Source organism: Phycisphaeraceae bacterium, assembly GCA_019454185.1.
GTDB lineage: Bacteria > Planctomycetota > Phycisphaerae > Phycisphaerales > UBA1924 > JAHBWV01.
In genome coordinates this window covers 257,107-283,977 of sequence record CP075368.1, presented here as the reverse complement: position 1 = coordinate 283,977, position 26,871 = coordinate 257,107, and the positions used below count along the sequence as shown (strand labels likewise).

19 protein-coding genes are annotated in these 26,871 nt (G+C 64.0%); 10 read left to right on the top strand and 9 right to left on the bottom strand.

Translation table 11 applies throughout. From position 1 onward, the window contains the following. Positions 1-36 precede the first annotated feature (36 nt). Entirely contained in the window at positions 37-2,607 is a 2,571-nt protein-coding gene (locus KF838_01150) for a hypothetical protein (GenBank protein QYK48475.1), read from the bottom strand. Positions 2,608-2,875: 268 nt separating this feature from the next. Between KF838_01150 and KF838_01145 the strand changes: the two genes are divergently transcribed. Together KF838_01145 and KF838_01140 are read left to right on the top strand one after the other, a co-directional pair. Next, entirely contained in the window at positions 2,876-3,859 is a 984-nt protein-coding gene (locus KF838_01145) for a DUF1559 domain-containing protein (protein ID QYK48474.1), read from the top strand. Between the two features lie 49 nt (positions 3,860-3,908). Continuing rightward, positions 3,909-5,240, top strand: a complete 1,332-nt coding sequence (locus KF838_01140; GenBank protein QYK48473.1) for a lamin tail domain-containing protein — start codon at positions 3,909-3,911, stop codon at positions 5,238-5,240. A 154-nt stretch (positions 5,241-5,394) separates the two neighbouring features. On the opposite strand, the gene KF838_01135 is transcribed toward KF838_01140, so the two are convergent. Both KF838_01135 and KF838_01130 read right to left on the bottom strand, forming a co-directional pair. Further along, positions 5,395-6,876, bottom strand: a complete 1,482-nt coding sequence (locus KF838_01135; GenBank protein ID QYK48472.1) for a hypothetical protein — start codon at positions 6,874-6,876, stop codon at positions 5,395-5,397. A gap of 101 nt (positions 6,877-6,977) precedes the next feature. Further along, on the bottom strand, positions 6,978-7,847 hold the full coding sequence (locus tag KF838_01130; GenBank protein QYK48471.1) for a hypothetical protein: 870 nt from the start codon (positions 7,845-7,847) through the stop codon (positions 6,978-6,980). A 462-nt stretch (positions 7,848-8,309) separates the two neighbouring features. On the opposite strand from KF838_01130, the gene KF838_01125 reads away from it, so the two are divergent. Continuing rightward, complete coding sequence (locus KF838_01125; protein ID QYK48470.1) at positions 8,310-9,239, top strand: hypothetical protein; 930 nt, start codon at positions 8,310-8,312, stop codon at positions 9,237-9,239. A gap of 156 nt (positions 9,240-9,395) precedes the next feature. Here KF838_01125 and gcvP read toward each other — a convergent pair whose 3' ends face one another. Continuing rightward, positions 9,396-12,380 carry an aminomethyl-transferring glycine dehydrogenase gene (gcvP, locus tag KF838_01120; GenBank protein ID QYK49799.1) on the bottom strand — a complete coding sequence of 995 codons (2,985 nt, stop codon included), beginning with the start codon at positions 12,378-12,380 and terminating at the stop codon, positions 9,396-9,398. 320 nt (positions 12,381-12,700) lie between these two features. Here gcvP and KF838_01115 point away from each other — a divergent pair, with 320 nt between their 5' ends. Further along, positions 12,701-14,683 carry a M28 family peptidase gene (locus KF838_01115; protein QYK48469.1) on the top strand — a complete coding sequence of 661 codons (1,983 nt, stop codon included), beginning with the start codon at positions 12,701-12,703 and terminating at the stop codon, positions 14,681-14,683. Positions 14,684-14,686: 3 nt separating this feature from the next. Here KF838_01115 and KF838_01110 read toward each other — a convergent pair whose 3' ends face one another. The 3 genes from KF838_01110 to KF838_01100 are packed head-to-tail and all read right to left on the bottom strand — an operon-like array spanning position 14,687 to position 17,650. Beyond that, positions 14,687-15,286 carry a hypothetical protein gene (locus KF838_01110; protein QYK48468.1) on the bottom strand — a complete coding sequence of 200 codons (600 nt, stop codon included), beginning with the start codon at positions 15,284-15,286 and terminating at the stop codon, positions 14,687-14,689. A 2-nt stretch (positions 15,287-15,288) separates the two neighbouring features. Next, positions 15,289-16,968 (bottom strand): L-aspartate oxidase, encoded by a 1,680-nt coding sequence (gene nadB / locus KF838_01105; GenBank protein ID QYK48467.1) that lies wholly within the window; start codon positions 16,966-16,968, stop codon positions 15,289-15,291. A 52-nt stretch (positions 16,969-17,020) separates the two neighbouring features. Then, positions 17,021-17,650 carry a DinB family protein gene (locus KF838_01100; protein ID QYK48466.1) on the bottom strand — a complete coding sequence of 210 codons (630 nt, stop codon included), beginning with the start codon at positions 17,648-17,650 and terminating at the stop codon, positions 17,021-17,023. Positions 17,651-17,759: 109 nt separating this feature from the next. Between KF838_01100 and KF838_01095 the strand changes: the two genes are divergently transcribed. From KF838_01095 to KF838_01075, 5 genes are all read left to right on the top strand, one after another. After that, a complete protein-coding gene (locus KF838_01095; protein QYK48465.1) occupies positions 17,760-18,188 on the top strand; it encodes an acyl-CoA thioesterase in 429 nt (142 codons plus the stop codon). Positions 18,189-18,197: 9 nt separating this feature from the next. Then, positions 18,198-18,815: a phosphoribosylglycinamide formyltransferase gene (locus KF838_01090; protein QYK48464.1), complete on the top strand. Its 618-nt coding sequence runs from the start codon at positions 18,198-18,200 to the stop codon at positions 18,813-18,815. Positions 18,816-18,826: 11 nt separating this feature from the next. Continuing rightward, the gene (locus tag KF838_01085) at positions 18,827-20,359 is read left to right on the top strand and encodes a hypothetical protein (GenBank protein QYK48463.1); all 1,533 of its coding nucleotides are present in this window, start codon (positions 18,827-18,829) and stop codon (positions 20,357-20,359) included. 152 nt (positions 20,360-20,511) lie between these two features. Next, positions 20,512-20,886: a helix-turn-helix transcriptional regulator gene (locus KF838_01080; protein QYK48462.1), complete on the top strand. Its 375-nt coding sequence runs from the start codon at positions 20,512-20,514 to the stop codon at positions 20,884-20,886. Further along, the gene (locus KF838_01075) at positions 20,883-22,769 is read left to right on the top strand and encodes a hypothetical protein (protein ID QYK48461.1); all 1,887 of its coding nucleotides are present in this window, start codon (positions 20,883-20,885) and stop codon (positions 22,767-22,769) included. The genes KF838_01080 and KF838_01075 overlap by 4 nt, the downstream gene beginning before the upstream one ends. A 32-nt stretch (positions 22,770-22,801) precedes the next feature. On the opposite strand, the gene KF838_01070 is transcribed toward KF838_01075, so the two are convergent. Both KF838_01070 and KF838_01065 read right to left on the bottom strand, forming a co-directional pair. Next, complete coding sequence (locus tag KF838_01070; protein ID QYK48460.1) at positions 22,802-24,100, bottom strand: hypothetical protein; 1,299 nt, start codon at positions 24,098-24,100, stop codon at positions 22,802-22,804. A gap of 1 nt (position 24,101) precedes the next feature. Then, on the bottom strand, positions 24,102-25,613 hold the full coding sequence (locus KF838_01065; protein QYK48459.1) for an MBOAT family protein: 1,512 nt from the start codon (positions 25,611-25,613) through the stop codon (positions 24,102-24,104). A gap of 207 nt (positions 25,614-25,820) precedes the next feature. Between KF838_01065 and KF838_01060 the strand changes: the two genes are divergently transcribed. After that, a complete protein-coding gene (locus KF838_01060; GenBank protein ID QYK48458.1) occupies positions 25,821-26,849 on the top strand; it encodes an FAD-dependent thymidylate synthase in 1,029 nt (342 codons plus the stop codon). Positions 26,850-26,871 lie beyond the last annotated feature (22 nt).

The window sequence follows — 26,871 nt, the reverse complement described above, 5'->3', positions numbered from 1 at the left end:
CCTGGCTTTCATTCCGGCACGATGCCGATTCGGTGATCAGGCACCGCACGTTCCTGACTGCGTCCCGAAGCCATCCATGAAGTCCAGAAAATCAAGGATGTCAACGACCGTGTCGCCGGTGAAGTCGGTGTTCCCGAACTGGCCGCACGGACCATTCTGCTGATCGCAGACCGAGAAGTCGTCCATGAAGTCGAGGAAGTCGAGGATATCGACCAGTGTGTCCCCGTTGTAATCAGCCGTGCAGCGCGGGCGCACCTGCACGATCTCAATACCGTCCGGCACCGGCAGCGAGACGATCGCCTGCCCCAGCGACTCGGAGAACGCAAGATCGGCCGGACTCGCCGAGAGCTCGATCGAGCGGTCCAGCGTCGTCGACGCCCCGGCGGCGTTGAAGATCCAGAGCCGCCCGCCGTTGTTGTCGGAGCCCGCCGCGTACAGCTTGCCATCCACCGGCGACATGTATGTCGATCGGATCGTGCCGTTCGCGCCGAGCAGAACCGTCCGCACCACGCTGTTGGTCGCCGTGTCGATGACAGCCAGTCGCCCCGTTCCGAACCCGGCCGTGCCCACATAGAGGTACGCGTCCGAGGCGTCGAGATCGAGAGACAGCGGCGCATCGATGCCGGGGACGTTCGTGACCACGCTCGATGCCGCGCCGGCGATATTCACCACCGTGATCGTGTCGCCGAAAGTCGTCGAAACATACGCCCGGGTTCCCGTCGAGTTGAACGTCACGCGGATCGGGAAGTCCGTGTTCCCCGTCGGGTTGCACGGCACATCCGCAACCACCGCCATGGTGGAAGTGTCGATCAGACGAAGCAGATCGTCGAACGAGCGGCACACCGCGATCAGCGACCCGTCAGGCGACAGCGCGATCCCGCTGAACTCGGAGAACGAGTATCCAACCGCGCCCGCCTGCCCGGCGATCTGGGTCGCGACCACGCTCGAGCTTGCGCCGTTCAGCGCGATCTTGTGCACCCGATCCGTGCCGGCGATCGACAGCACATAGGCGTACGCGCTGTCCGGGCTGATCAAGACCCGGGCAGGACGGTCGAACACCGGCAGGTTCGCCACGGTCGTCCGCGTCGAAGTATCAATGATCGAGACCGTTTGACCGTCCGCATGTGTCGCGACGACATACGCGCCGTCGGGCGTCGCCGCGGCATCAAGCGTCCGGAACGCCGTCGTCGTCAACGCGGAGAACGTGTTGGCGCCCAGCTCGACAAACCCTCCCGAGCGACTCGTGCAGTTCCCGAAGAACAGCCGACGCCCATCGGGCGTGATCGCAAGCTCACGCGTCGAGTCGCTCTCCAGACCGAGCCCGGTGAGCGAGAACCCCAGAAACGACGAGGAAGCCCCGTTGATGTTGTAGACATGGACGTCCTCACCGAACCGATTGTTCAGCGCGACCGCGATGTTCGCGACCGGGCTCGTCGCCGCTTCCGCCGATGCCGCGAACGTCACCGAGGCGACCTGCGACCGGGTTGCGAGGCTGATCACGCGGCTGCTGAAGTTCGAGATGAACGCGTACAGGCCGTCCGCCGAGAACTCGATGTCACCCGGCGACCCCGTTGAGAGCCGTGTCAGCGTCCCCGTGCTCAGGTTCACAAACTCGATCTCATTCAACTGCGAGACGATCGCGTGGGTCCCGTCCGGCGTGACACGCACCTTCTGCCACGTGTTGTCGGCCGACGTCGCGAACGATCCGTCGATCGTGTTTGTGTCCAGATTGACCCTGACAACCCTGCGCGAAGATCCTTCACACGACACAACGGCGAAGTTACCGACCGGCGAAACGTCAACCGCCGTGGGCTGATCGAACGTCGGGAGTGCTGCGAGTTGCGCCCCGGTCGCGACGTCGTAGATGTAGATCGTGTCCTGGAAACGCTGCGGGTAGATGATCTTTGTTCCGTCTGCTGACAGCGCGAACGCAGTGAAAGAGTCACCGTAGATGCCGTACTCTGGCGTGAAGTACCCCCCGATGACACCCTGCGATGAGGCGTCGATCACCCGGATCTCCGCCAGAGTGTCGAGGTCAACCACCGAGAACGCGCTGAAGACCGCGTCGTTGATGACGCCCACGATCGCGTGCTGCGAATCCGGAGTCACCGCGACGCGATACGGCTGGTCGCCGCTGATCGGGACCTGCGCGATCTCGGTGTGCGTCGCGATATCGACCACCGACAGTGTGTTCGATAGAACGTTGACAGCCAGCGCGTATCGACCGTCCGGCGTCACGGCAACACCGACCGGGTACTCCCCCACATCGACCGAGTGCGTGATCGTGCGGCTGGCGATACTCAGGAAGGTCATCGTGTTGGTCTGTGCGTTGATGATGACGGCCTGTGTCCCGTCGCGGGTGAACACAATGTCTCGTGATGAGTCGCCGTCGGGACCATCCTCGGTCGAAAGAAATGTGATCTCATCACTCCGCGAAACCACAGGAGGCGCAGGGCGCACGATCCGAACCGGCGCGTTGAGCATGAAATGCTCCGGGCATATCCCAGGAGTCGTCATCGCTCCATCGACGGACGTCCATGGAGTCGGACCGGTCGCCCCGGCCGACGCCGCGAGCGTTGACAGCATGATTGACGCCACGATTCGCATCTCTGGTTCTCCTTCGATCACTGACCCGAGTGAGTTCGGTGCCTTCGCGCCGCGTTCGGTACTCCACCGAACGACCGCAGCGTAACAGATCCACCCATCTCCGTTCAAGACTCATCCCACATTGTCGGTTCACGCGCTCTCTCCCTGCCCCCCGCCCAATCTTCGCGTTTCCTTGACGAAACGCTGACCCAAGCCGAATGGGACAGAAGAGCCCATCGTCTATGTTGCTCCCCACTCACGATCGAACGACCGTGCCGGAGCACCGACTTTGCCGCGAAAGTTCACGCTATCTCAGGTTCCATCCAGCTCCGGGTCTCGCGCGTTCACCCTCATCGAGCTCCTCGTCGTCATCGCGGTGATCGCGTTGCTGATCGGGATCCTGCTGCCTTCTCTCGGTGCCGCTCGTGAGGCGGCACGCACCACGGTCTGCGCCAGCGGCCTCCGCCAGCTCGGCATGGGACTCCTCGGCTACGCGAATGACTACCGGGGCGCATACGGAGGTGGCCCGTTCGACAATCGCGTCAAACAGGCGTGGGGTCCCATCGATGAGGCCTCGTGGGTCGCGTCGCTCGCCAACGGCGGCTTTGCACAACCCGGAAAGATCCTCTGCCCCAGCAGCCCCGCACGGTTCAATCAGAACCTGATCATGAATCGCCTCTCCGACGGCTCCAAGACCTGGACGAATCCCACCGAAGCCGAGCGCGACGAGATGATCGCCCGAGGCATCAACACCAACTACACCACCTGCTGGTACCTCGCGTACACCGAGATGAAGCGCCCTTCCGATCCCTTCGCCGACCCCATGAACAAGAACGACGTGGTCGGGCCGCTGACCGAGAAGTACCTGAGCGCGGTCTCCCCCTCGTTCGTTCCACTCATGGGAGACGGCCGCTCTGACGCTGGCGATGCCGGCGAACAGATCGTCTACATGGGCGAACGCCTCCCCACCGTCAAGTCCATGTCCGACGGACCCATCAAGCGAGATCCCGTCTCCGGTGAGTACGCGTGGCAGGACTACGACGACCTCGGCCCAGGACACGGCGGCCGCTCCGTCGGTGCATCCCGCAGCCCCAAGAAGGGGCACACACGCACAATCGGCAACTTCGCCTTTGCCGACGGACACGTCGGATCCTTCCGCGATCTCAACAACGACCAGGAATGGGGCGGCGACTACATCGATGGAAAGTTCGTCTACGACGAACTCCAGGGCAAGGTCTTCGGCGGCATCCTGTCGTCCGGCAAGCGTTGGTAGCAGCGTCGCACTCGCCGCCTGGAAGCGGCGTGATGCAAGGAGAGAGATCATGAACATTCGTACCCTCGCCGCCATCGCGGCACTTACCACCTTCGGTCTCGCGGCATCCGCGCAGGTCGTCATCAACGAGGTCTTCGAGAACCCGCCGGGAAGCACCGATCCGTCTTGGGAGTATCTCGAGCTGTACGGGCGCCCCGGCATGTCCCTCACCGGCTATGCGATCGTGGTCGTCAAGGGCGGCAATGAGTTTGGCGCTCCATCCGAGATCGACGAGGCCTTCCAACTCGACGGGCTCACGATCGGCGCGAACGGCCTGCTCGTCCTCCACAACAACACCGCAGGTGCGAGCTTCATCCCCGCTCGGTGCGCCCCGGGAACCACCGTCGTCACCTTCACGGCCCGGCACATCCCGACGACCGACACCGCCGGCAACCTCGCCAACGATGATTCGTCCACCTACATCCTCATGCGCAAGCGCCCGCTCCACTCCATCGTCGGAGGCGTCAGCGTCTACGCCCCGGGCTACGCCTGGCGCAAGGACATCGACCCCGACATCGACTGGAACAGCCGAGTCGACCTCCCCGGCCATCCCGTCGGCGGCCTGACGCTCGAGGGATACCAGATGGTCGACGATGTCTCCTGGTCCCACCAGGGCGGCAAGGAGTACACACGCTCCACCCAGCAGGAGATCTCCACCACGACTGGATTCAACCCCGACGCCCTCTCACGCCTCCAGTACTACGGCACAAATCCCCGGCGCGGGCACCGCTTCAACAACGACGGCGTCGTCACATTTACCCGCATCGCCGACGAGGAGTGGGTCTACGGCGACATCCTCTCCGTACCCGGCATCCAGTACGACCCCGCCCGTTCAGATGGCCCCACCGATCCCAACGGCCCCAGGTACGACGGCTCCTGCAACCCCGACACCACACCGGGATGCGCGCCCAACCCCTCGGGCGTCTACCTCTTCAAGCCGATCAACCTCACCGGCTTCGCGATGACCCCGGGCAACTTCAACGACGGTGGCGTCGCGGGCATCACCCAGTTCCGCTTCGTCCCCGGCGATTTCAACTTCGACGGTGTCGCAGACATCGAAGACCACTACCTCATCCACGCCCGCCTCGGCGCGACTCTCGACGACACCATCATCGTCGAAGACAACAACAACACCCCGCTCGACCCCTCCGATGACTTTACATACACCGGATGGAAGTGGCAGGGAAGAGACTTCAACGGCATCCTCGCCATGATGGAGATGAGCACCAACGACGGCCCGGGCGGCACAAACGCCCCCTCTGTCACCTTCGCGGACATCGAGGCACACATGAAGCTCATCCGCACCGGCGAACTCAACGACATGACCAACGGCCGCCGCTGATCACAATCGAGCGACCTGGTCAGTCCACGCCTGCTTGCTCAACACCGTATACCAACCCACACGCGGCGGCGTTCACCCGAACGCCGCCGCTGTCTTTCGCTGGCATTGCGTGCGCCGTAGCTGCCCCGCACCTGACCGACTGATCAATTCTGTATCAGTCTCTCACCACAATCTCGTACACCACAACCGTGCCTGATGTCTCGTAGCAGACCACCAGACCCGTGCGTCCACCCGGAAGATCGATGATGCACATCCCTTCCGGGCCGAGGTCGCCATCCCACGCGCTCGGATAGATCGAGACCAAGCGAGGCCGATCCGGCTCTCCAAGATCGATGCACGCGACAGCGCCCGGACGCTCAAGCGACACGAACGCGAAGGTGCCGCCGCCGATCGATGCGACCACCACGCCCTCGGGCTCAGGACCACGATCATCACTTCTTGAATCATCGCCGAACAGGGCGAGCGACGAGACCTCCAGCACCGAGCCCGTATCGCCGACGCGCTCCAGCGTCTCCGCGTCATAGATGCCGAGCGACCGGGAACCAGGAGCAACCACCGAGTCCACGCGCCCGTTTCCATCCCTGTCTGCTAGATCGGTCAGCACGTGAAGCCGCCCCAACCTCTCCCGGCTTGTTATGCCCTTCGGAATCGCGCCCTCGTCCACTCCCCACCACGCTGCGAGGTCGCCAAGCCGTGCCACATCCGCAAGCTCATCGTCCTCTTCCGCCGAGCGGCGCGTACCCCGCGTATCCCCCTCTTCCGCCAACGCGAGATACTTCCTACGCCCGACGCTGAACCCCGCCAGTTGGTCGGGCATCGGAGCCGTCTCAACCGCCCACGTCGAACCGAGCGGCCCGTCAACATCTGACCCATCAAGATCCCGTGTTACAAGACCCAACCCGACGATCCGTAGCACCTCGGGAGGATCGAGCGAGATCACCGCGATCGCGTTGTTCTCTTGGAGCGTCACGTAAGCGGTCTGGTTGCTCGGAGCCAACACATACTCCGGCTCGAGATCCAGCGCGGGCGAGTGCGCAAGCCGAGGCGATATCCGTGGTGGCGTCCGAGACGCCATCGCCTCATCCAACGCCGGCCCGGAGAGCAGCATCGTCTTGACGCGTGACTCCCCGAGCGAAGCCAGATCCGACACGCCTCGAACCTGCCTCAGATCCACCACCGTCACCGAACCCGGCGGGTCCACGATCTCTCCGGTAGAGAGTCTCTCCGGCTGCCCCTCATTGGCGACGACCAGAAACTCCCCGCCCGGCGAGAACGCGCACGAATCCGGGTTGTGCCCGACCGCGACACGCCCGATCTCACGCAGCGTCACCGGATCGATGAACACCACATGCCCATGGCGTGTGCCGAACTTCTCAGGCACGAGACACGCCGCGACGAACCCGCGCCCCGCGGGATCGATCGCAACATGCGTGACGTCATCCCCTCGAGTACCGAGTCGAGCAAAGCCCACCCCTCGCAGCCCCGGGGGATCACGCATCTCAAACGCGTGGACATCCGATGCCGACGTGATCAACAGTCTCTGCGAGACGGGATCGAACGCTGGAATCTCCGCGCCTGGCAGCGGCAGACGCGCCAAGGGAACAAGAGCGATGACGATCGTGTGTTGAAGCTTCATGCAGAATCCATGCAGAGTACTCGCGGCCACGACTCTAGAAAGCAAACGACCCGCCGTGAGGCGGGTCGTCGATCAACCGTGTGAGACTTTCGTGAAATCGCTCAGGCGGCTTCGCGGTTCAGACCGATCCCGGAGCAACCGCTGTTGATCGGCGTGCCGGGCTGAACGAAGTTCGCCGGGAACTGACCGTTGATCGGGTTGAACCCGTATCCGGTGTTGAAGCCAAACCCGGAGTTGAAGCCGTAACCGGGATTGAAACCGAACCCGCCGAAGCCGTAATTGAACGGCGTGTTGTAGCCATAGGGCGTGGAGAAGCCCGTGTTGGAAGGCGTGTTGAAGCCGTAGCCGAAGGGAGAGCCGGTGCCGCCGAAACCGCCGAAGCCGAAGCCGTAGTTGCTCGGGCCGAAGAAGTTCGGGGTGGAGTAGAAAGGCGTGGTCGAGCCGAAGCCGAACGGCGTGCTGGATCCATACCAGTTCTGCTCAAAGCCATTGAAGCCCTGGCCAATGAAACCCTGGCCGATGAACGGCGTGTTGAACCAGCCCTGAGGAATCTGCGAGGTGTAGGGCGTGTTCCACGGAGTCTGGTAGCCGCTGTAGGTGTTCCAGGCGGGCGTGAACGAGCCGCGATAGCCGCCGAAACCGTTGTTGAAGCTGTTCCAGCCGAACCACGGCGTCTGGCCGAACTGATTCCAGGTGTTGAACGGATTGAAGCCGTAGGGGCCGGGATACGAGGTCTGGGTGCCGTTGAACGGCGTGCCGATCGTCGAGCCGGCGAACGCCGCGGGCGAGAACGACCCGTAGTTGAACGGCACCGTGTTGCACGGGCTGTTCTGGATGCCGTTGAAGGGCTGGGCGTAGCTGGGCTGCCCAGTGAAGGGCTGACCGTTGAAGGACTGGCCGTTAAAGGGCTGGCCGTGAATGGGCTGGCCGTTGAACGTCTGGGTGCCGTTGGTCGGGTACGTGGTGGTCATCTTTGCTCCTGGCTTCGAGCCAATCGAATCATGCGATTCCGCGGCCCCACCGAGGGACTCGGCATCGCGTAAAGTTGCATTCCTAACAGAATCCTTCTTTGGAACTGCCGCGTCTCCGCTCTGCACAAGGCGGAGGTGCTGGCCATTCTGCTTTGAAGACTTTCTGCCCAAGGTGAGGGACATATCGGGCCGCGAAATCCCCTTCCTTTGGCCTCGTGAATGATTTCGTGCGTGATCTCCCGCACCGGCAGTTCCTGCGCGATCCGCAAGTCACGCAAACCACGAGGAACCTTGTCATCTTCCCCGAGTCGATCCCCCGGTGAACACCCTGTTTGGATTCGATTCTGCCCCCCCACGCAACTCTCGCATCCGAAGGGCCGAATCGCTAAACTACAGAGGGTGTACGCAAGTTCCGAAGCGTGCTTCGAACCTGCTTGGGCCCGAACACAAACGGAGGCGTCCATGCGCCGCATCGCTGCAATCGTCATCGCCGCCGGACTTTCATGCGGGCTCGTCGGTTCCTACGCGCCAGCCGCGCAGGCACAAGTCGCCAGCCGCGCAGAGATCAAGGCCAAGCGCGAGACCGCCTCGCGCATGCTGCGGCAGGTTTCGATCTCATTCGACAGCCAGCGCCTCGAAGATGTGATGAACTTCATCGAGCAACTGACCGGTGCAGACATGGAGGTCATGTGGCTCGACGACCGTAACCCCGACGGACTCGACAAAGACGCCACCATCTCGCTGACCGTCAAGAATGTCACCGCGCTCACCCTCGTTGAGAAGGTTCTCGCCAAAGCGCAGCAGGACGCCCTCTCCGGCGGCAACTCGTGGCAGATGTCCGACACCGGATCGATACAGATCGGCCCCAAGTCGCGCCTCAACTCGTACCGCCGCATCGAGATCTACGACATCAACGACTTGCTGCTCGAAGTCCCCGACTACGACAACGCCCCTGAGTTCGACCTCTCTCAGGTCCTCCAGAGCAATCAGGGTGGAGGCGGCGGAGGAGGTCAGAGCCCGTTCCAGAACACAAACGACAACGACATCACCATAGTCCCCCGCTCCGAACGCGCAGAGGACCTGAAGTCGCTCATCACCGAACTCGTTGAGTTCGACCAGTGGGTCGACAACGGGGGCGATGCAGCCACGATCCGATACTGGCAGGGCTCGTTCATCGTGAACGCGCCGGACTATGTCCACCGCCAGATCATCGGATACTCGTGGTGGCCCTCTCGCCGCTCCTCACAGACAACCGCAACCGCCGAGCGTCGATGGGTCACCATCGACGGACGATGGGGACACTCCCAGATCGACGGTTTCGCCGAGCGTGCCGTGGGTGCAACCGCAGGAGGCGGCGGCACTGGCACAGGACAGCCCGGCGGCGGTGGCTGATCTCAGCCACACCCTTGCCACAACTCCATCCACGGCAAAGCAGGCACACGCCTGAGTATCTCTTGCGCACAATCGCAGCGAATCCGCATGAAGCGGCGACCTTGCCTCATCCACACAGCCCACTCATCCGCTACGAACAGCTCGCTGCCCGCGAGATCATGATCCACTGCTCCACGATCCCGGATCCTCGGTCATCGGCGGGCACGAACAGATCAGGTTGCGATCGCCGAACGGATTGTCGATCCGACCCACAGCGGGCCAGAACTTGTGGTCGCGTGTCCACGGCGCGGGGAACGCGCCCTGCTCGCGCGGATACGTGTGCTTCCACTCGGACGCGGTCACGGCGTGCATCGTGTGCGGAGCGTGCTTGAGCGCATTGTCCTCGCGGTCCGCCCGCCCCTCCTCGATCGCGCGAATCTCCTCGCGGATCGCGATCATCGCCTCGCAGAAGCGATCCAGCTCGGGACGCGGCTCGCTCTCGGTCGGCTCGATCATCAGCGTGCCGGGAACGGGGAAGGACATCGTGGGCGCGTGGAAGCCGAAGTCCATGAGGCGCTTGGCAATGTCGTCGACCTTGATCCCCGCGCTCTTGTCAAAGTCGCGGCAATCCAGAATGAACTCGTGCGCGCATGTCCCGCTCTTGCCCGTGTACAGGATCTTGTAGTGCTTCTCCAGGCGCTTGGCCATGTAGTTGGCGTTGAGGATCGCCACCTCCGTCGCGTGCTTTAAGCCCTTCGCGCCCATCAGCGCGATGTACACCCACGAGATCAACAGGATCGTCGCCGAGCCGAAGGGTGCCGCGGAGACCGGCCCAGCCGCCTTCGCGCCTGCACTCGTCGGATTCCCCTGCTCGCGGTCGTTCCACGGGCTGAGCACCGGATGGCCGGAGAGGAACGGAGCCAGGTGCGGCGCAACGCCGATCGGGCCCATGCCCGGGCCGCCGCCGCCGTGCGGGATGCAGAACGTCTTGTGCAGGTTGAGGTGGCAGACATCCGCGCCGATCATGCCGGGGCTGGTCAGCCCGACCTGCGCGTTCATGTTCGCGCCGTCCATGTACACCTGCCCGCCGTGATCGTGCACGATCTTACAGATGTCCTTGATCGACTCCTCGAAGACACCGTGCGTCGAGGGATATGTGACCATCAGAGCCGAGAGCGTCTCCTTGTGCTCGGCCGCTCGCTTCTTCAGGTCATCGACATCGATGTTTCCACGCGAGTCGCACGCCACGGGCACAACCTTCATGCCCGCGATCACCGCCGACGCCGGGTTCGTCCCGTGCGCGCTCGTGGGAATGAGACAGACGTTTCGACCATGATCGCCCCGCGACATGTGATACGCGCGAATCGCGAGCAACCCCGCGTACTCCCCCTGGCTGCCGGCGTTGGGTTGGAGCGACACGGCCGCAAAGCCCGTGATCTCGGCGAGCCACGCCTCCAGATCCCGGAAGACCTGGGCGTAACCCTTCCACTGGTCCGTCGGTGCGAAGGGGTGCATCTTCCCGAACTCCGGCCACGTCACTGGGATCATCTCCACCGTCGCGTTGAGTTTCATTGTGCACGACCCGAGCGGGATCATGCTGTGCGCGAGCGAGAGATCACGCCCCTGCAGCTTGAAAATGTACCGGAGCATCTCGTGCTCCGAGTGGTACGCGTTGAAGATGGGGTGGGCGAGATACGCGCTCGTCCGAGCCAGCGACGCGGGCACGCCCGTCTCACTCACCGCCTTGAACGTGGCCCCGAAGACCCTCGCAAGCGTCGTGGCGTCTTCTACCGTCGTCGTCTCGTCAAGTGAGACGCCAAGCGTCCCGTCGCCGAAGTCACGCAGGTTGATCCCCGCCGCCTCAGCCGCGACCATCACCGCGCTCGCGCCCTTCACGGGCTTGACACGGATCGTGTCGAACGCCGCCACTGTCATGACCTGATGCCCGGCGGAGGCGAGAGAGTGAGAGAGCGAGTTCGTCATCGCCGAGACCCGCGTCGCGATCCGCTTCAGGCCCTGAGGCCCGTGATAGCACGCGTACATCCCCGCCATGATCGCCAGGAGTGCCTGGGCCGTGCAGATGTTGCTGGTCGCCTTCTCGCGACGGATGTGCTGCTCGCGCGTCTGGATCGCCATCCGGTACGCCGTGTTCCCGTGCGCATCCTTCGACACGCCGATGATCCGTCCCGGCAGCTTGCGGACGTACTTGTCGCTCGTTGAAATAAACGCCGCGTGAGGCCCGCCGAATCCCATCGGCACGCCGAACCTCTGCGCACTCCCCACCGCAATATCCGCCCCCCACTCGCCCGGTGGCTTGATGAGCGTCAGCGCCAGCAGATCCGTTGCCGCGACAACCAGCGCGCCCGCGCCGTGCGCCTGCTCACAGACCTTCGCGTAATCCCTGATCTCACCGCTGGTATTCGGATATTGCACAAGCACACCGCACAGGTTTCCCTTCGTCCAATCGGCCTTGAAGGGATCACCCGTGACAATCTCGATCCCCAGCGACTCGGCGCGTGTCCTGCACACCTCGATCGTCTGCGGGTGGCAATCATCCGCAACAAAGAACGCCCCCTTTGCCGCGTTCCCTCCGCCTGCGCCGACGATGCTGTAGCACATCGCCATCGCCTCCGCCGCCGCCGTGCCCTCATCCAGCAGCGACGCGCCCGCCAGAGGCAAACCCGTCAGGTCCGCCACCATCGTCTGGAAGTTCAGGAGCGCCTCGAGCCGTCCCTGCGCGATCTCCGCCTGGTACGGCGTGTACTGCGTGTACCAGCCGGGGTTCTCGAGGATGTTCCGCAGGATCACACCGGGAGTGATCGTGTCGTAATAGCCCATCCCGATGTAGTTCTTGAAGACCTTGTTCTGGTCCGCGATCGCCCGGAGCTTCGTCAGCACCTCGTACTCACCAAACGCACGGTCCGTTGGCAGACCCACCAGATTCAGCATCTCGTGCTTGCGGATCGATGCCGGCACCGTCGCCGCCATCAATTCGTCGAGCGTCTTGTAACCAATCAGGCCGAGCATCTCCATCTGCTCTTCGGGAGTCGGCGCAACGTGCCTCGTGAGGAACGTGTCCGAGGGGTGGAGAAGCGCGTCCGCAACGGGCGACACGGGTGCAGACGGCACGGTCTTGACAGGGGCGGCAGGGCTCTGGCTCATCGGTTGACGCGACCTCATCGTCCCCACGCGGTACGGCGTCCGCTCGTCGCGCCACGCACGACGGTGCGAGCCATCCTGAGCCGCTGCCAAGGGATCGAAAGATCGTAGGTATTCGATGCACGATCGCCAATGTGAACATCACCACGGATTCCCTAGACCACCGCTCTCAGACCCGGTCCGGCAACGCCCCGACCCCCGAACGGGTACAACCCCATCGCCCCACCGACCAACTCCCGTCTCGATGTGCTGGTCCCTCGGCCGTTCTCGTCCCCGCCCCCCTCCTAAACTCGCGCCCAAGAATCGCTCATCCCGGAGCCCACATGATGCACCGCCCCGCAAAGTCATCCGTCATCGCCCTGCTCTGCACCGCCGCACTCACGCACGCGGCCATTGCCCAGCCAGCAACTTCCGAGGCCGCCCTCGGCGAGAGCCCGGTCGCGGAACTCCTGACAAAGCTCGGGCCGGATGTCACACGCTACACCCAGCACGTCATGACACTCGCCAACCCGTTCTTCGAGGGTCGCGCCCCAGGTACGCGAGGCAACGAGATCGCGCAGGAGTACATCGAGTTCTGGTTCAAGCAGTTCGGCCTCGAACCCGCCTTCACCGAATCAACCACAATCACCGCCGCGGACGGCTCCGAAGTCATCACCAGCACGCCCTCTTTCCGCCAGCACTTCGAAGTCGGCCTGGAGATGTACGTTGACTCCGCCGCGGTAACGCTCAAACTCGGCCAGGCCGATCAGATCGTGCTCGCCGGAGGCAAAGACTTCTCCGTCCTCGGCATGTCCGGCAGCGGCCAACTCACCGCTCCGATCGCCTTCGTCGGCTACTCGATCGTCGCCGGTCCCAACGAGTACGGCTCGTACTTCGGCGAGAACCCCGACCTCACGGGCAAGATCGCGATGATCCTCCGCTTCGAGCCCATGGACGAGAACGGACGCAGCAAGTGGGTCCGCGAGGGCGTCGAGGGCTGGTCAAACTACGCGGGCCTCGCCCCCAAGATCTCCGCCGCTGTGCGCCGCGGGGCGGCAGGCGTCATCGTCGTCAATCCCCCCGGTGCAAAGGACGACCGCATCGGCAAGCTCGCCACCTGGCGCGAAACGACCGGCCAGGGCGGATCGGGACGCGTCCCCGTCGTCATGGTCACCGAAGACATGGCAGATCGACTCGTCCGCGCCGGGGATCCGAGCGGCCGCTCACTCCTCGACCTCCGCCGGATCGCTGACGACAAGGGCGAGATCATCGACCTCACGAACGCCAAGGTTGAGTTCAGCGTCGCGACCCGATTCGCGCCGAACCGTACCGCCAACATGGGCGGGATCCTCCGAGGAAAGGGTGCACTGGCCGATGAGTTCATCGTCATCGGCTCCCACTTCGATCACGTCGGCTACGGCTGGTTCGGCTCACGAACCGGTGAGGCGGGCAAGATCCATCCCGGAGCAGACGACAACGCCTCGGGCACGTCCGGCATGCTCCTCCTGGCCGAACGCCTCTCCAGGCACTACGCCGCCGCCGGAGCCGACGCCAACCTGCGCTCCGTCTTCTTCATGGGTTACTCCGCAGAAGAATCCGGCCTCAATGGATCTGCCCACTACATCCAGAACATGATCGCGCCCAAAGAACGTCACACCATCATGCTCAACCTCGACATGATCGGACGTGTCCGCGATGGCAATCTCGAGGCCAACGGCACCGGAACCGCCGTCGGACTCGCCGAGATGGTGACGCCCCTCTTCGAGAACTCTGGACTCAACATCGCCGCTCGCCCCGGCGGCACCGGCCCCTCCGATCACGCCTCCTTCTACGCCGCCGGCATTCCCGTCATGTTCTTCTTCAGCGGCCTTCACGAGGAATACCACGCACCCTCCGACGTCGCCGCGCTCATCAATCCTGTTGGAGCCGTCAAGGTCGTCGACCTCGTCGAGAGAATCGCGCTGACCGTGGCCGATCGAACCGAGCCACTCACCTTCACGTCAACCGACGGAGGCGGCGTCGCAATGGGTGGGCAGCGCCGTGTCCGTGTGCGATTCGGCATCGCGCCCGGTGACTACTCCGGATCTCGCCCAGGCGTGCTCGTCGGACAGGTCTTCCCCGACACCTCTGCTGCTGAAGGCGGGCTCCAGGCGGGCGATCTCATGACCAAGTGGAACGATGCCCCGCTTACCAGCGTCGACGATTGGATGCCCCAACTCGAGAAAGCCGAGCCCGGGGACGAGGTCATCATCACCTACATCCGCGACGACAAAGAGCAGTCCACGAAGGTCAAACTGAAGGCCAGCCGCAGGACGCCGGGCGGCTGATTCTCAGCGATCGCTGCCGAACCAGCGAAGCCGCCAGCCGCCGCGCTCGTAATTCATGTCCATGAAGTTCCATCGAAGGTCGGTGGCCGATGGCCCCACGACACGCAGGCGCTGCACACCGCCCCCCACTCCCTTCATATAGACGCCCGGCGTGTACTCCCCCATCGGCATCAGGTTGAAGAGCTTCATGATGTCCATGCGCCGCTTCTTCAGAAGATCGAACGCCTCGCCCGGATCGATCGCACGCTCCAGGAACTCCTTCTTGGTCGCCTCGCTCAGCACCTGCTCGACGAACAGATCCCGCTCGTTCGCGTCGATCGTGTTGATGATGTGCGCCATCAACTGACGGCCGGTCTTCATGACCAGCACTTTCTCACCGTCCGGCAGCTCGACCACAAGCGACTTCGCGTCTGTCGCAGAAGGATCGACCCGCCTGCCCTCGAAGGGATCCCCCACCGGCGCGGTGTTCGATTGTGCCCCCGGCACTGCCGCCAGAATCGGCCTGTAGCGAACAATCTTCTCCTCTGTCTCGCACCCACCGGAAGCGATCGCGCACACCGCCACGAGTACAGCCGGAAGATTGGCATCGGCACGTCTCGCCATGCTCACACTCCCGCCGGATGGGGCGATGAAACCGGCAGCAGCGTCGGCTCAGACGATCCTCGCCGCCAGCAGTCATGGACGGCGAAAGCCGCCTCCTCGCGCGGATGATCGATCCGCGCGTGACACCCGCGCGATTCCTCGCGCCACGCCGCCGACTCGGCCATGATCGAGGCCACGAGCAGCATGTTCTGGACCTCCCACCCCTCGGGATCGTCAAAGATCTTGTCGAGCGTGTACCGCGCCCAGAAGCGCAGCATGTCCACCGCATCCGCCAGTTTCCCGCCCGTCCTGGCGATCCCCACGTTCTTCCACATCGCCGACCGCAGACTCGATCGGACATCCTCAAGGTCGAGCTCACCCGTGCTCGATGGACGCACGTCGCTGACCACAGGCACCGGCGCGGGACGACGCGACGCCTCAAGGCCCAGCGCACCGTTGACAGCGCCCGCGGCGTGCCCCGCCGCATGCCCGATCACGAGCCCCTCAAGCAGCGAGTTGCTCGCCAATCGATTCGCCCCGTGCAGGCCCACAGACGCGACCTCTCCCACCGCAAAGAGCCCCGGCACATCGGTGCGCCCCTCAAGGTCGGTCCTCACGCCGCCCACCATGTAGTGCGCCGCCGGATGCACGGGAATCAGATTCCTTGCCGGGTCCAGATCAAACTGCCCGAGCAGGCGCGCGATCCCCGGGAACCGCCGGTCGAACCGCTCCACGTGCCGGCAATCAAGCCACACATGTCGCCCACCTTGCTTTGAGATCTGACGCACGATCGCCTGACTCACCACATCGCGTGGTGCCAGCTCCGCCAGCGGATGCAACTCGGGCATGAACCTTGCACCCGATGCATCCAGCAGGTGGGCACCCTCGCCCCGCACCGCCTCAGAAATCAGGAACCTCGCCGCGCCCGGCAGATACAGCGTGGTCGGGTGGAACTGCATGAACGCCATGTCGGCAAGGGTCGCGCCCGCGCGGTACGCCATCGCCAGACCATCCGCCGTCGCGACCGACGGATTCGTCGTCTCGCGATACACAACGCCCGCGCCGCCCGTCGCCAGAATCGTCGCTCGCGCCCAGATCATCTGAAGCCCGTACCGAGCGTGATACGTGATCGCGCCCATCACCGCGGACCCCGGCTCCGGCGAGGCCGTAATCAGATCCAGCGTGAAGCAGCGCTCGAACACACGCACGTTCGGGAGCGAACGCGCTGCCGCATTCAGACACCTCTGGACCTCACGCCCAGTCGCATCCCCTCCCGCGTGATAAATCCGAGCCGCCGAGTGCCCGCCCTCCCTGCCCACAAGCAACCGTCCCGAAAGATCCCTGTCAAGGTCCAGCCCGTTCTCGAGCAGCTCACGCATCCGCTCCGCTGCGTGCTCGACGACAAACCGCACCGCCGGCTCATCGCAAAGCCCCGCACCCGCCTCCAACGTGTCACGGATGTGCGACTCCGTGTCGTCATCATCGCGCATCACCGCCGCGATGCCCCCCTGAGCCCACGCCGTGTTGGACGTCGAAAGGTCCGACTTCGCCACCACAATCACATCGCCGTGCGCAGCCGCCGATCGCGCCGCGGAAAGCCCCGCCACGCCCGCGCCGATCACCAGCGTGTCCGTGAAGATCTGCGGCAACAGCGACGACCGAAACGGTATCAGATACCTGCGTTGGTCGAACAGTCTGTCCATGCTCATCCGTTCCCGTCAACGCCCCGAACGCATCCTCCGACTCCGCCGCGAATCACTTGTGACAACCGCAACCCGAGCCGCACCCGCCACGAGGCGTCTGCTGCGCCGGCGACGGCCCGAGGAACTTCTCGATCTTCATGTTCAAGAACCTCGCGTGGTGCTCCAGATGCCACACCGCCATCGAGACAATGTCTCTCACGCGCAGCGCGCCGTACTCCGGGTGCATGCCCTGCCTCATCCAGTGCCCGTCCGCGAGCGTGTCCAGCCACTCCGCTCCCCACAGGCGGATCGTGTGGAGCATCGCCACGTGCCCGCCGCACATCGGCGAAGGGTGCCCGGGAAGCCGCTGGTGCCGATACAGCCCGTTGTCGATGAACGAGTTCTCATCCCACACGCTGAACACGGGATTGTCCTCTCCAACAACACGCCGTGCGCGATGGATATAGACCAACTCCGCATCAGCCACATGACCAAGCAGCACCCGAATCGGCCACCGCCCGACACCCGCCTCGGGAAGAAACGCCTGGTCAACCTGCTCTGGTGCCAGCTGGAACACCCGCTTGTCGATCGTCTCAGAGCCCATCCGATAGCGAGAGATCAGCTCCGGCACCGATAGCGCGTTGATCTGAGACATGCCCGGACACTGCGTGTACACCTTCGGCTCAGAAGAGAGGGTTGTCATCGATAATCCTTTTCGCGTGAGGCGTCCCCGCCGTGCGTCCCAAGAACTTACGGAACATCTGTCCCAACCTCAGGATAGGCCCTCGCATCCACCGACCTATTCTCCTCCCATGCCCACCGACACACAGAGCCCGAACCCCCATTCCGGCGCCTGCCCTGTCAGTGAGCGCCGCCTCGCCCTCCGCGTCATGACACGCCCCCAGGACACGAACCACTACGGCACCATCTTCGGCGGCGTCATCCTCTCCGCCATCGATCAGGCCGGCTTCGTCGAGGCACGCCACAACGGAGCCCACAGGTGGGTCACCGCCTCTATCGAACGCGTCGACTTCCACGCGCCGGTCCACGTCGGAGACATCGTCAACCTCTACGCCTGTACAACCCGGCAGGGCACCAAGAGTGTCACGATCCGCGTCGATGTCGAGGCCGAGCGCAACGACACAGCCGAGGTCGTTCCCGTCACGTCCGCAACCATGACCATGGTCGCCGTTGACTCCCGGGGCAAGCCCATCTCGTTCCGCATGCCCCCCACCATCTAAGAGCCCCGCGTGAGCCCACCACCCTCACCAAGCCGCATCCTCGTCATGCTCTCAGGAGGAGGCCGCACCGCGCTCAACCTGCTCGACGCCATCGACACCCGCACACTCAACGCCCGCATCGTCCACGCCATCGCGTCCAAGCCGTGCGCCGGAGCCGAACGCCTCGAATCGCGAGGTGTCTCCGTCCAGATCCTCCCGGGCGAGATCCCGGGAGACACGCTCGCATCAATCTGCCGCAACCACAACGCGGGTCTCATCGCCCTCTGCGGCTACCTCCGGTACATCCACGTTCCCGCTCAACTCACAGGGCGCATCCTCAACATCCACCCCTCGCTCCTTCCCAAGTTCGGCGGCAAGGGTTTCTACGGCCACCGCGTCCACGAGGCCGTCATCGCCGCCCGCGAGCCCATCTCAGGATGCACCGTCCACGAGGTGGACAATGAGTTCGACCACGGCCAGATCATCCTTCAGAAGTCCTGCCCGGTGCTGCCGAACGACACACCCGAGACCCTTGCCGCTCGCGTCTTCGATCTCGAGTGCATCGCGTATCCGGAGGCGCTGCAACTCGTCATGAATCGGCTCGTACCGAACACTGGCACGATCTCGCACGACCCGACCTCACGCTGAGACCCAGCCCGATGCAGCACACCGGAATCAAACGCGGCTCCATCCGGCTCGCTGCCATCGCATCGCTCTCGTCCTTCGGCCAACCCTCGCTCGCGCAGGACGACGCACCACGCTCGCCCCCTGCCCAATCCGCAACCGATGAGGCCTCCGAAGCACAGTCGCGTGCCTTCCGCGCGATCACGTCCGGCGACTACGAAGCCGCCCGCGAAGCCCTCCAAGAGCAACTCGCGCTCCAACCATCCAGTTTCGTCGTTCACTACAACCTCGCGTGCGTCCACGCTCGCCTCCGCGAGACCGCCCAGGCGATCGACCACCTCCACCGCGCCATCGAACTCGGCTTCATCGACCATCGCCAACTCACGACCGACCCCGATCTCCAATCCATCAGGAACGAGCCCGGATACATCGCGCTCATCGAGAACTGGGAAGCCATCACCAAGGCGCGGGCCGATGCGAACCTCGGACAAGTCCGCGCGATCTATGGCGACGCCTACATCTACGAGACCGACCAGACCCGCCGTCTCATCTACGCAACCGCATACGACGCAGAGTCCTTCGCCATCGCCCGCGATGAACTCGCCCGACTCGCCGACTGGGGCATCGCACGCGTTTTCACCGACCTCGATCCCGACGCAACCGCCGACTCGCCGCAGGATCCCTACGTCACCGTCATCCTCCCCAATCGACAGGACTTCCTCCGCTGGGTCGCCATGACCTACGGCCCCGCATCGCGCAACAACTTCAGCGGCATCGGCGGCGCATACGACCACGATCGAAAGCTCCTCGTCGCCCAGGACCTCGGGGGCACCCTCCGCCACGAGTTCTTCCACGTCCTGCACTGGCGCTCCGCTTCCCGCCGAGGCCAGCAACATCCCATCTGGATCCAGGAAGGGCTCTGCTCTCTTGTTGAAGACTACGACATCCTCAACGGCACCCTGACCCCGGTCCCCTCATGGCGCACCAACACCGTTAAGCGCCTGCTGAACGCAGGGCGCCTCACGCCCATCGAAGAGCTCGCCGCGATCCCGCGCGACAAGTTCACCGCCGGCGGACGCACCATGGCCCGCTACGCCGAGTGCCGCGCCGTCTTCCTCTTCCTCCACGACAGAGGCGTTCTCGGCAACTGGTACAAGACCTACATCACCACCTTCGCCGACGACCCATCCGGCATCGCGGCCATCCTCGACACGCTCGACACCGACCTCAAAGGCCTCAACACCATGTACCGCGATTGGCTCAGGGCACTGCCGACAGTCCCCGAGCCCGGAGGCAAAGAGGGACGCGTCGGCCTCGGCATCGATGTCGATCCCGGCTCCGGCGATGGCCCTGTCGTCACGCAGGCCGTCTCAAGAGCCGCACGAACCAGCAGCATCCGCCCCAGCGATGTCATCTACGCCGTCAACGGTCGCCCCACCCGAGACGTCTTCGAGCTCGTCAGAATCCTCGGCTCATACCAGCCCCGCGAAACCGTCGAACTCTCCGTCCGGCGCGCCAGTCGACACATGCGGATCAGCATCCAACTCGTCGATATCGCCGGACAGTAATCCGGCTCGCACCGCCCCCAGCACCCCCCAGCACCCCACGCCCTCGGATTTTCTCTCATTTCCCGGGATCAGGCATGCACGAGGTGCGTACTATGTGTAGCATAGTATGTCTTTCAGAGCATCCGCCGCGGCCCGCCAGATGGAGCACCCCCATGAAAGTTGAACGTGAACTCATGCGTGGCGCAGGACCCGTCGCCGTCCTCAAGCTCCTCGAACGCCAGGAGATGTACGGCTACGAACTCGTCGAGCGCCTCTCGACACAATCCGGGGGCGTCCTCGCCATGGGCCAGAGCACCCTCTACCCCATGCTCTACGCCCTCGAGGGCAAGGGACTCATCAAGAGCGTCTGGCGAGACGATGCCGAACGCCCGCGCCGGTACTACCGCCTCACCGACAAAGGCCGCAAGCGGCTCGCCTCCGACACCGAGCAGTGGCAGCGCGTCATCCAGGCGATGCAGGCCCTCGGCATCGCCGGGACCCCGCGCGCCGCCTCATGCTCACACCCGCTCGCCGGGGGTGCCGCGTGAACAACGAACCAACATCCGACCGCCCCTCGCCCGGCGTCGTCCACCTTGCGCACACAACACCTCTGAGCGATGCCATCCAAGGCCGTCTCACGGGTCGGCTCGACATCGCGCTCGCGTGCGAGCAGGCAGGGCTGCCCCCCTCGATCCGTGAGCTTGTGCTCCAGACCGCACAAGCCACACGCCTCTGGCGCGTCGAAAGAGCCGATGTCGCGCACGAACTCATCGCCCACTTCCGTGACGGGATCGAAGCAGGCCGCACCCCCGACGAGTTGATCGCCGCCTTCGGCGAGTCGCTCGTCGCCGCGCGGCTCATCCGCAGAGCCAAGAAACAATCCCGTCCCCTCTCGTGGAAACTCTGGATCCTGCTCTGGAAATCGATCGGCGCACTCCTCATCCTGAGCATCCTCCTCTATCTCATCCTCTTCATCCGCTACCACACCGGGAGCCCCGTCGTCAAGGTGAATCCCATCGCGACCCTCAACGCCCCTGCACTCTCGATACCCACCGAAGAACGCGCGTGGAACCGCTACAAACTCGCCATCAGCGCGTACACAAAGCCGCATGATGATCTGATGCTGCCGGGTGCCCAGTGGCCGCACATCCCCGCCGACTCCCCCTATCGAGACCTCGCACTCGCGACGCTCGAAGCCAACAGGCCCGCCCTCGAACACGTCCACGCGGCAGCCGCCATGCCGCGCCTCGGCTACATCCTCAGCATCCAGATCGAACCAGACTCTCCCTGGGCCAATCTTGGCAGTGAAGTCTCGCCGATCCATGACCCCGATAGGCCCGACAACCCGCCCGCGATCGGCATCCTGCTCCCCTCGCTCGGAGAGTTCCGAAAGTTCACGCATCTCCTCATGCTCGACTCGATGCTCGCGCGAGAGCAACACGACGCCCCACGTCTGGCTCGAAACATCCGAACCATACTCGGCATGGCCCAGCACACACGCGAACTCCCCTTCCTCATCTCGGATCTCGTCGCCATCGCCCTCGCCACAAACGCCTGCAAAGAATTACAGGAAACGCTCCATCAATCGCCCGATCTCCTCTCAGAACAAGACCTGGCTTCCCTCGCCCACTCGCTTGCCGCCTTCCCGCGCGACAGCGACGAGATCGTTCGCTACGCTTCCGAAGCATCCATCTTCGACGACTTGCTCCAGCGCATCTACACCGACGATGGCCGAGGAAACGGCCGAGTCACCGCAAAGGGCATACGCCTCTTGCACACAATCACAGACGAGCCCGATTCCCCCTCCGCCCGCAACATGCTCGATCCGATCTCGACGGCGATGCTCGCCGACCGCATCTCGATGAAGCGCGAGTACGAAAGGTTGATGGCCGAAGCGATCGTCGCCGCACGCAAGCCGCTCTGGACCTGGACCAACGACCCCGGCGAACAGATCGACGCGAGCGTGTCAGACTTCGTGTGGCGTCAGCGCTACGCCATCATCGGCTCCCTCATCGCCGCAGTCGGCAAGGCCGCCGCCTCCGAACACCGCTACACACAGACACGCGATGCCACGCTCGTCGCGATCGCGATCACCCTCTCCAAACGCCGCACGGGTGAGTACCCGGCGTCGCTCGAAGGCCTCGTCCCCGATCTGCTCCCGGCGATCCCGCCGGACATCTTCGACGGCAATCCCCTTCGCTACACGCTCATCGACGGCTCACCCGTGATCTACTCCGTCGGGGTCGATCGCAAGGACGATGGAGGCCGCTCTCCGAAGAATCCCGGCTCGCTCCGCGTCAGCGTTTGGCTATCCGGCGAGCAGGCCACGGCACTCATGGCGTCTCCCAACCGCGCGACCATCGATGGCGATTGGGTCCTCTTCCCGCCCCTTCCTCCCACGCCTCCCACACCCCCACCCGCCGACAACTGAACCACCTCGTCCGTACCGCCACCCGCCCATACTCACCCGCCCGCCTCACGCATGTTCTCCCTCCGCGACTTCTTCGCCTGTTCCCACAGGTTCCGAACCATCCTCGCATCCGCCGGAAACGCCCTCACGAACCAGCCGCGATCAGAACGCAATCGCGCGAGATGCGCCTCGATGTTCTGGCCCGTGATCAGAACGCCCAGATCTTCACCCGGCTCCTCCCGCCCCTCTCGCTGCACGCCCGTCATCCGCGCGATCACATCGTCGCCATACTCCTTCGTGAAGTGGCTGGTCTCCAGCCAGTCACGCATCGCACGCCACGGCTCCCCCTCTCCCCGTCGAGGCAACTCCTCCGCGTTCCTCCCCGCGTGCGTCGTAAAGTCCCACACCGGAACCCGCCACGCGCCGACATCCCCCGCGAGCGCACGCGCATTCTCCGCATCCACCATCTCAACGATCCGACGCTTCCACGCCTCGAACGCCCCCCAGTTCCCGCTCACCCACAACATCTCCATGTCCAGCGCGTGGCTCGGAGGCAGCACGATCGTCAGCCGGATCCCCCTCTCGCGGCACGTTCTCAGTATCTCATCCAGCATCGCCCATCGCGAGCCGTCGTCCACATAAGGGCCGTAACTCTTCGGGTTCGTCATGAACCCGCGCAGCAACTTCACCGACTCGCCCCGATAGTCAAACCCCGTGTGAACGCCCCGCGCCAGGAACCCACGATCGTCGTTCGCATCCGTCACGCTCATCCGCGACCGCTCGATCACCTTCCGCGACGAATCAATCGAATACCGGCTCAGCAGCGTCCCCAGGCGATAGTCCGGATAGCGACGCGACTCGTTGAAGATCGACTGACGGAAGTCCCACTCAAACTGCCTGTTCGCGTTGAACATCAGCATGTCCAGCCCGAGCACCACCTGCTCCAGCGGGTCGTGCCGAACCGCATACCGGAACACCCGCAAACCCTCCCACAAGTTCGTCGCACCCAGCCCCATGTTGCACCCGCCACCATCCACACCCCCGAACCCCGGGTGCGCAGGGTCGAACCCACGCTCGACGCGAGAAGTCCCGAGCAGCAGCACGCGGCACGCGCTGTGCCTGAGCACCTCACCCTTCGACACCCGCCTCGTCCCAACCCACGCGTTCGCATACCGCTTCTCGCTGAACCCCGTCCTGAACGCGCGGAACGGATCCACCGCCACGTTGAACGCCGCGATCCCGCCGAACGCCAGCAGCGACAACGCAAGCAACGCCGCCACGAACGGCGCGTGCGAACGCGCTCGCGCTGTGCCGCTTGCTCTCCCGCTCGTGCTCCCCGCATGCTCGCTCATGTCAGAACTGCCAATACACAAAGATCGCCACCCGATCCAGACTCAGCACGCTCCACACCAGCAACGCAACCAGCGGCACCGCCCACAGCGGATTCGGAGCCCACGCCGGATACGCAACCTGCAACGTCCAGAACCGCCACTTCGTCCGCGATGGCGACCAGTCCAGCGCGGGCGACCAACGCCTCATGAACTCCTGCACGTTCGGCATCGTCCACGCGATGAACCACGCCGCCCCGATCCATATCAACGCCCGCGTCTGATCAACCGATACAACACTCGCGCCCTCTCTCGCCCCGGCACCCACCACACCCTTGAGCATCAGCCACGCACCCTCGAAGCTCGACGAGCGAAACAGAATCAGACTGAACGCGAACGCCATGAACGTCAGCAACCTCGCCCACGCGCATCGGAACGTCCGCCTCCACTGCGGCGCATCCGGCTTCAGACGGAACCGCCTCGACCAGATCTGCTGGATCACCAGATAGATCCCGTGCAACAGACCGAACGCCACAAACGTCCACGCGGCCCCGTGCCACAACCCGCTCACAAGCATCGTGATCACGAGATTCATATACCCCCGCGCCCGCCCCGCGCGGCTGCCTCCCAGCGGCAGATACACATACTGCTTCAGAAACCGCGACAGCGTCATGTGCCAGCGACGCCAGAACTCCGAGATCCCCGTCGCCTTCAGCGGCGAGTCGAAGTTCATCGGAAGCCGGATCCCGAACATCCGCGCCAGGCCGATCGCCATGTCCGAGTACCCCGAAAAATCGAAGTACACCTGCATCGTAAAGCCCAGCATCCCGATCCACGCCTGGATCGTTGTCGGCGCATCCCCGCGACCCGCGGCACCGAAAATCGCGTCAGGCCACTGCGCGATCTCGTCCGCGATCACAACCTTCTTGAACAACCCAAGGATGAACATCGTCATCCCGATCGAAAGGTTGCTCATCCGCGCCCGGTACGGCTCCGCTCCCGCGATCTGTGGCATCAACTCGCTGTGATGCACGATCGGTCCGGCCACCAACTGCGGAAAGAACGTCACAAAGAGCGCGTAATCCATGAACGACCGCGCCCGCCCCGGCTCCTTGTACGCGTCCACGATGTACGCGATCTGCTGAAACGTGAAGAATGAGATCGCCAGCGGAATCATGATCCCCGTCGGCTCGACCTCATACCCCAGCGTCCCCAGCGTCGAACGAAGCACAAAGTCCAGATACTTGAACCACGCGAGCGCACCCACGTTCGCCACCACGCCGAGCACCATCAACCTCTTCCGAACGCCCGCGTCTCGACGCTCATCTCCCACAGCTCGCGCGAGCCAGAAGTTCAACACAACCGACCCGAGCAGCAGCGGCAGATGAATCGGGTTCCACCACGCATAAAAAGCCAACGAGGCCGCGAGCAGCCACGCACGCCCCGCCCGACGCCCCAGAATGCCGTTGCACGCATAGAACCCGGCCCAGGCCAGGGGGAGAAAGAGAAAAAGAAACGTGTACGAGTGAAAGAGCATCTCGAGGCGTCATCCCGTTCCGACACGCGTCGGTGCCCGCATGCCCGCGCGGAAACATCGGCGGGACCGGAGGATAGATCGATCTGCCGCCGCACGCACTCCCGCCTTTGGGTGCCACAGCACTCCAGACCGGCGTGCCCATGTATCGTCCCGCTCGCTACACTCGATCCGCCGGCGGAGCCCGGTGCGATTCAGGATGGAGCCGACATGAACCCTGCCCCCCAAAGCCCCCAGGCGCACCACAACCCAGGCAGCGACACCCCCGCCTTCTCGCGCATCCAGCCCGAGTCACCCATGCGCGACGTGATGGGCGGCTCATCTCGCTGGGAAATCAAGATACACGAACACGGCTTCGTCGCCCTCGTCGATGCCATGCCCCGCCTCGTCCCCGAGGGACAGACCGCCGACAGCGCGATCGTCCAGGCCGCGCGAGTCTCCTACGGCCAGGGCACCAAGAAAGTCTCCGAAGACAGAGGCCTCATCCGCTATCTCCTTCGCCATCGCCACACCACCCCCTTCGAGATGGTGGAACTCAAGTTTCACATCGCCATGCCCATCTTCATCGCCCGCCAGTGGATCCGACACCGCACCGCCAACGTCAACGAATACTCCGCCCGCTACTCCATCGTTCCCGATCGCTTCTACCGACCCTCTCTCGAGTCGGTGCGCAAGCAGTCAAAGAGCAACCGCCAGGGAGGCGAACAGACCTTCAGCGCAGCCGACGCCGCCGAAGCCAAGACCGCCGAAGACTTCCTCCGCTTCCTCGACGAGACCGAGGCCATGTACACCCGCTACCAGGAGTTCACCGAGAAAGGCGTCAGCCGCGAGATGGCACGCATCGGGCTCCCCGTCAGCGTCTACACAGAGTGGTACTGGAAGTGCGACCTGCATAACACACTCCGCTTCCTCTCGCTCCGCATGGACCCACACGCCCAGCAGGAAATCCGCGACTTCGCCCGAGCCATGTACGCACTCCTCGAACCCATCGTCCCCATCACGGTCGAGGCCTTCAAAGACTACGAACTCGACGCCCTCCGTCTCACGCGGCTTGAGATCGAAGCGATCCGCGCCCTCGCATCCGGCGGCGATGGCACCATCACATCCGACAACCAGCGCGAGCAGGCCGAATGGGCCGCCAAGCGACAGCTCCTCGGGCTCGATGCCACAGACTCGACCGTCCCCTACGTCCAGACCCCGCGATCCAAAGACAACACACTCAACACCGCCGGCCAGTAAGCCCTCCGGGTCAACACCATCA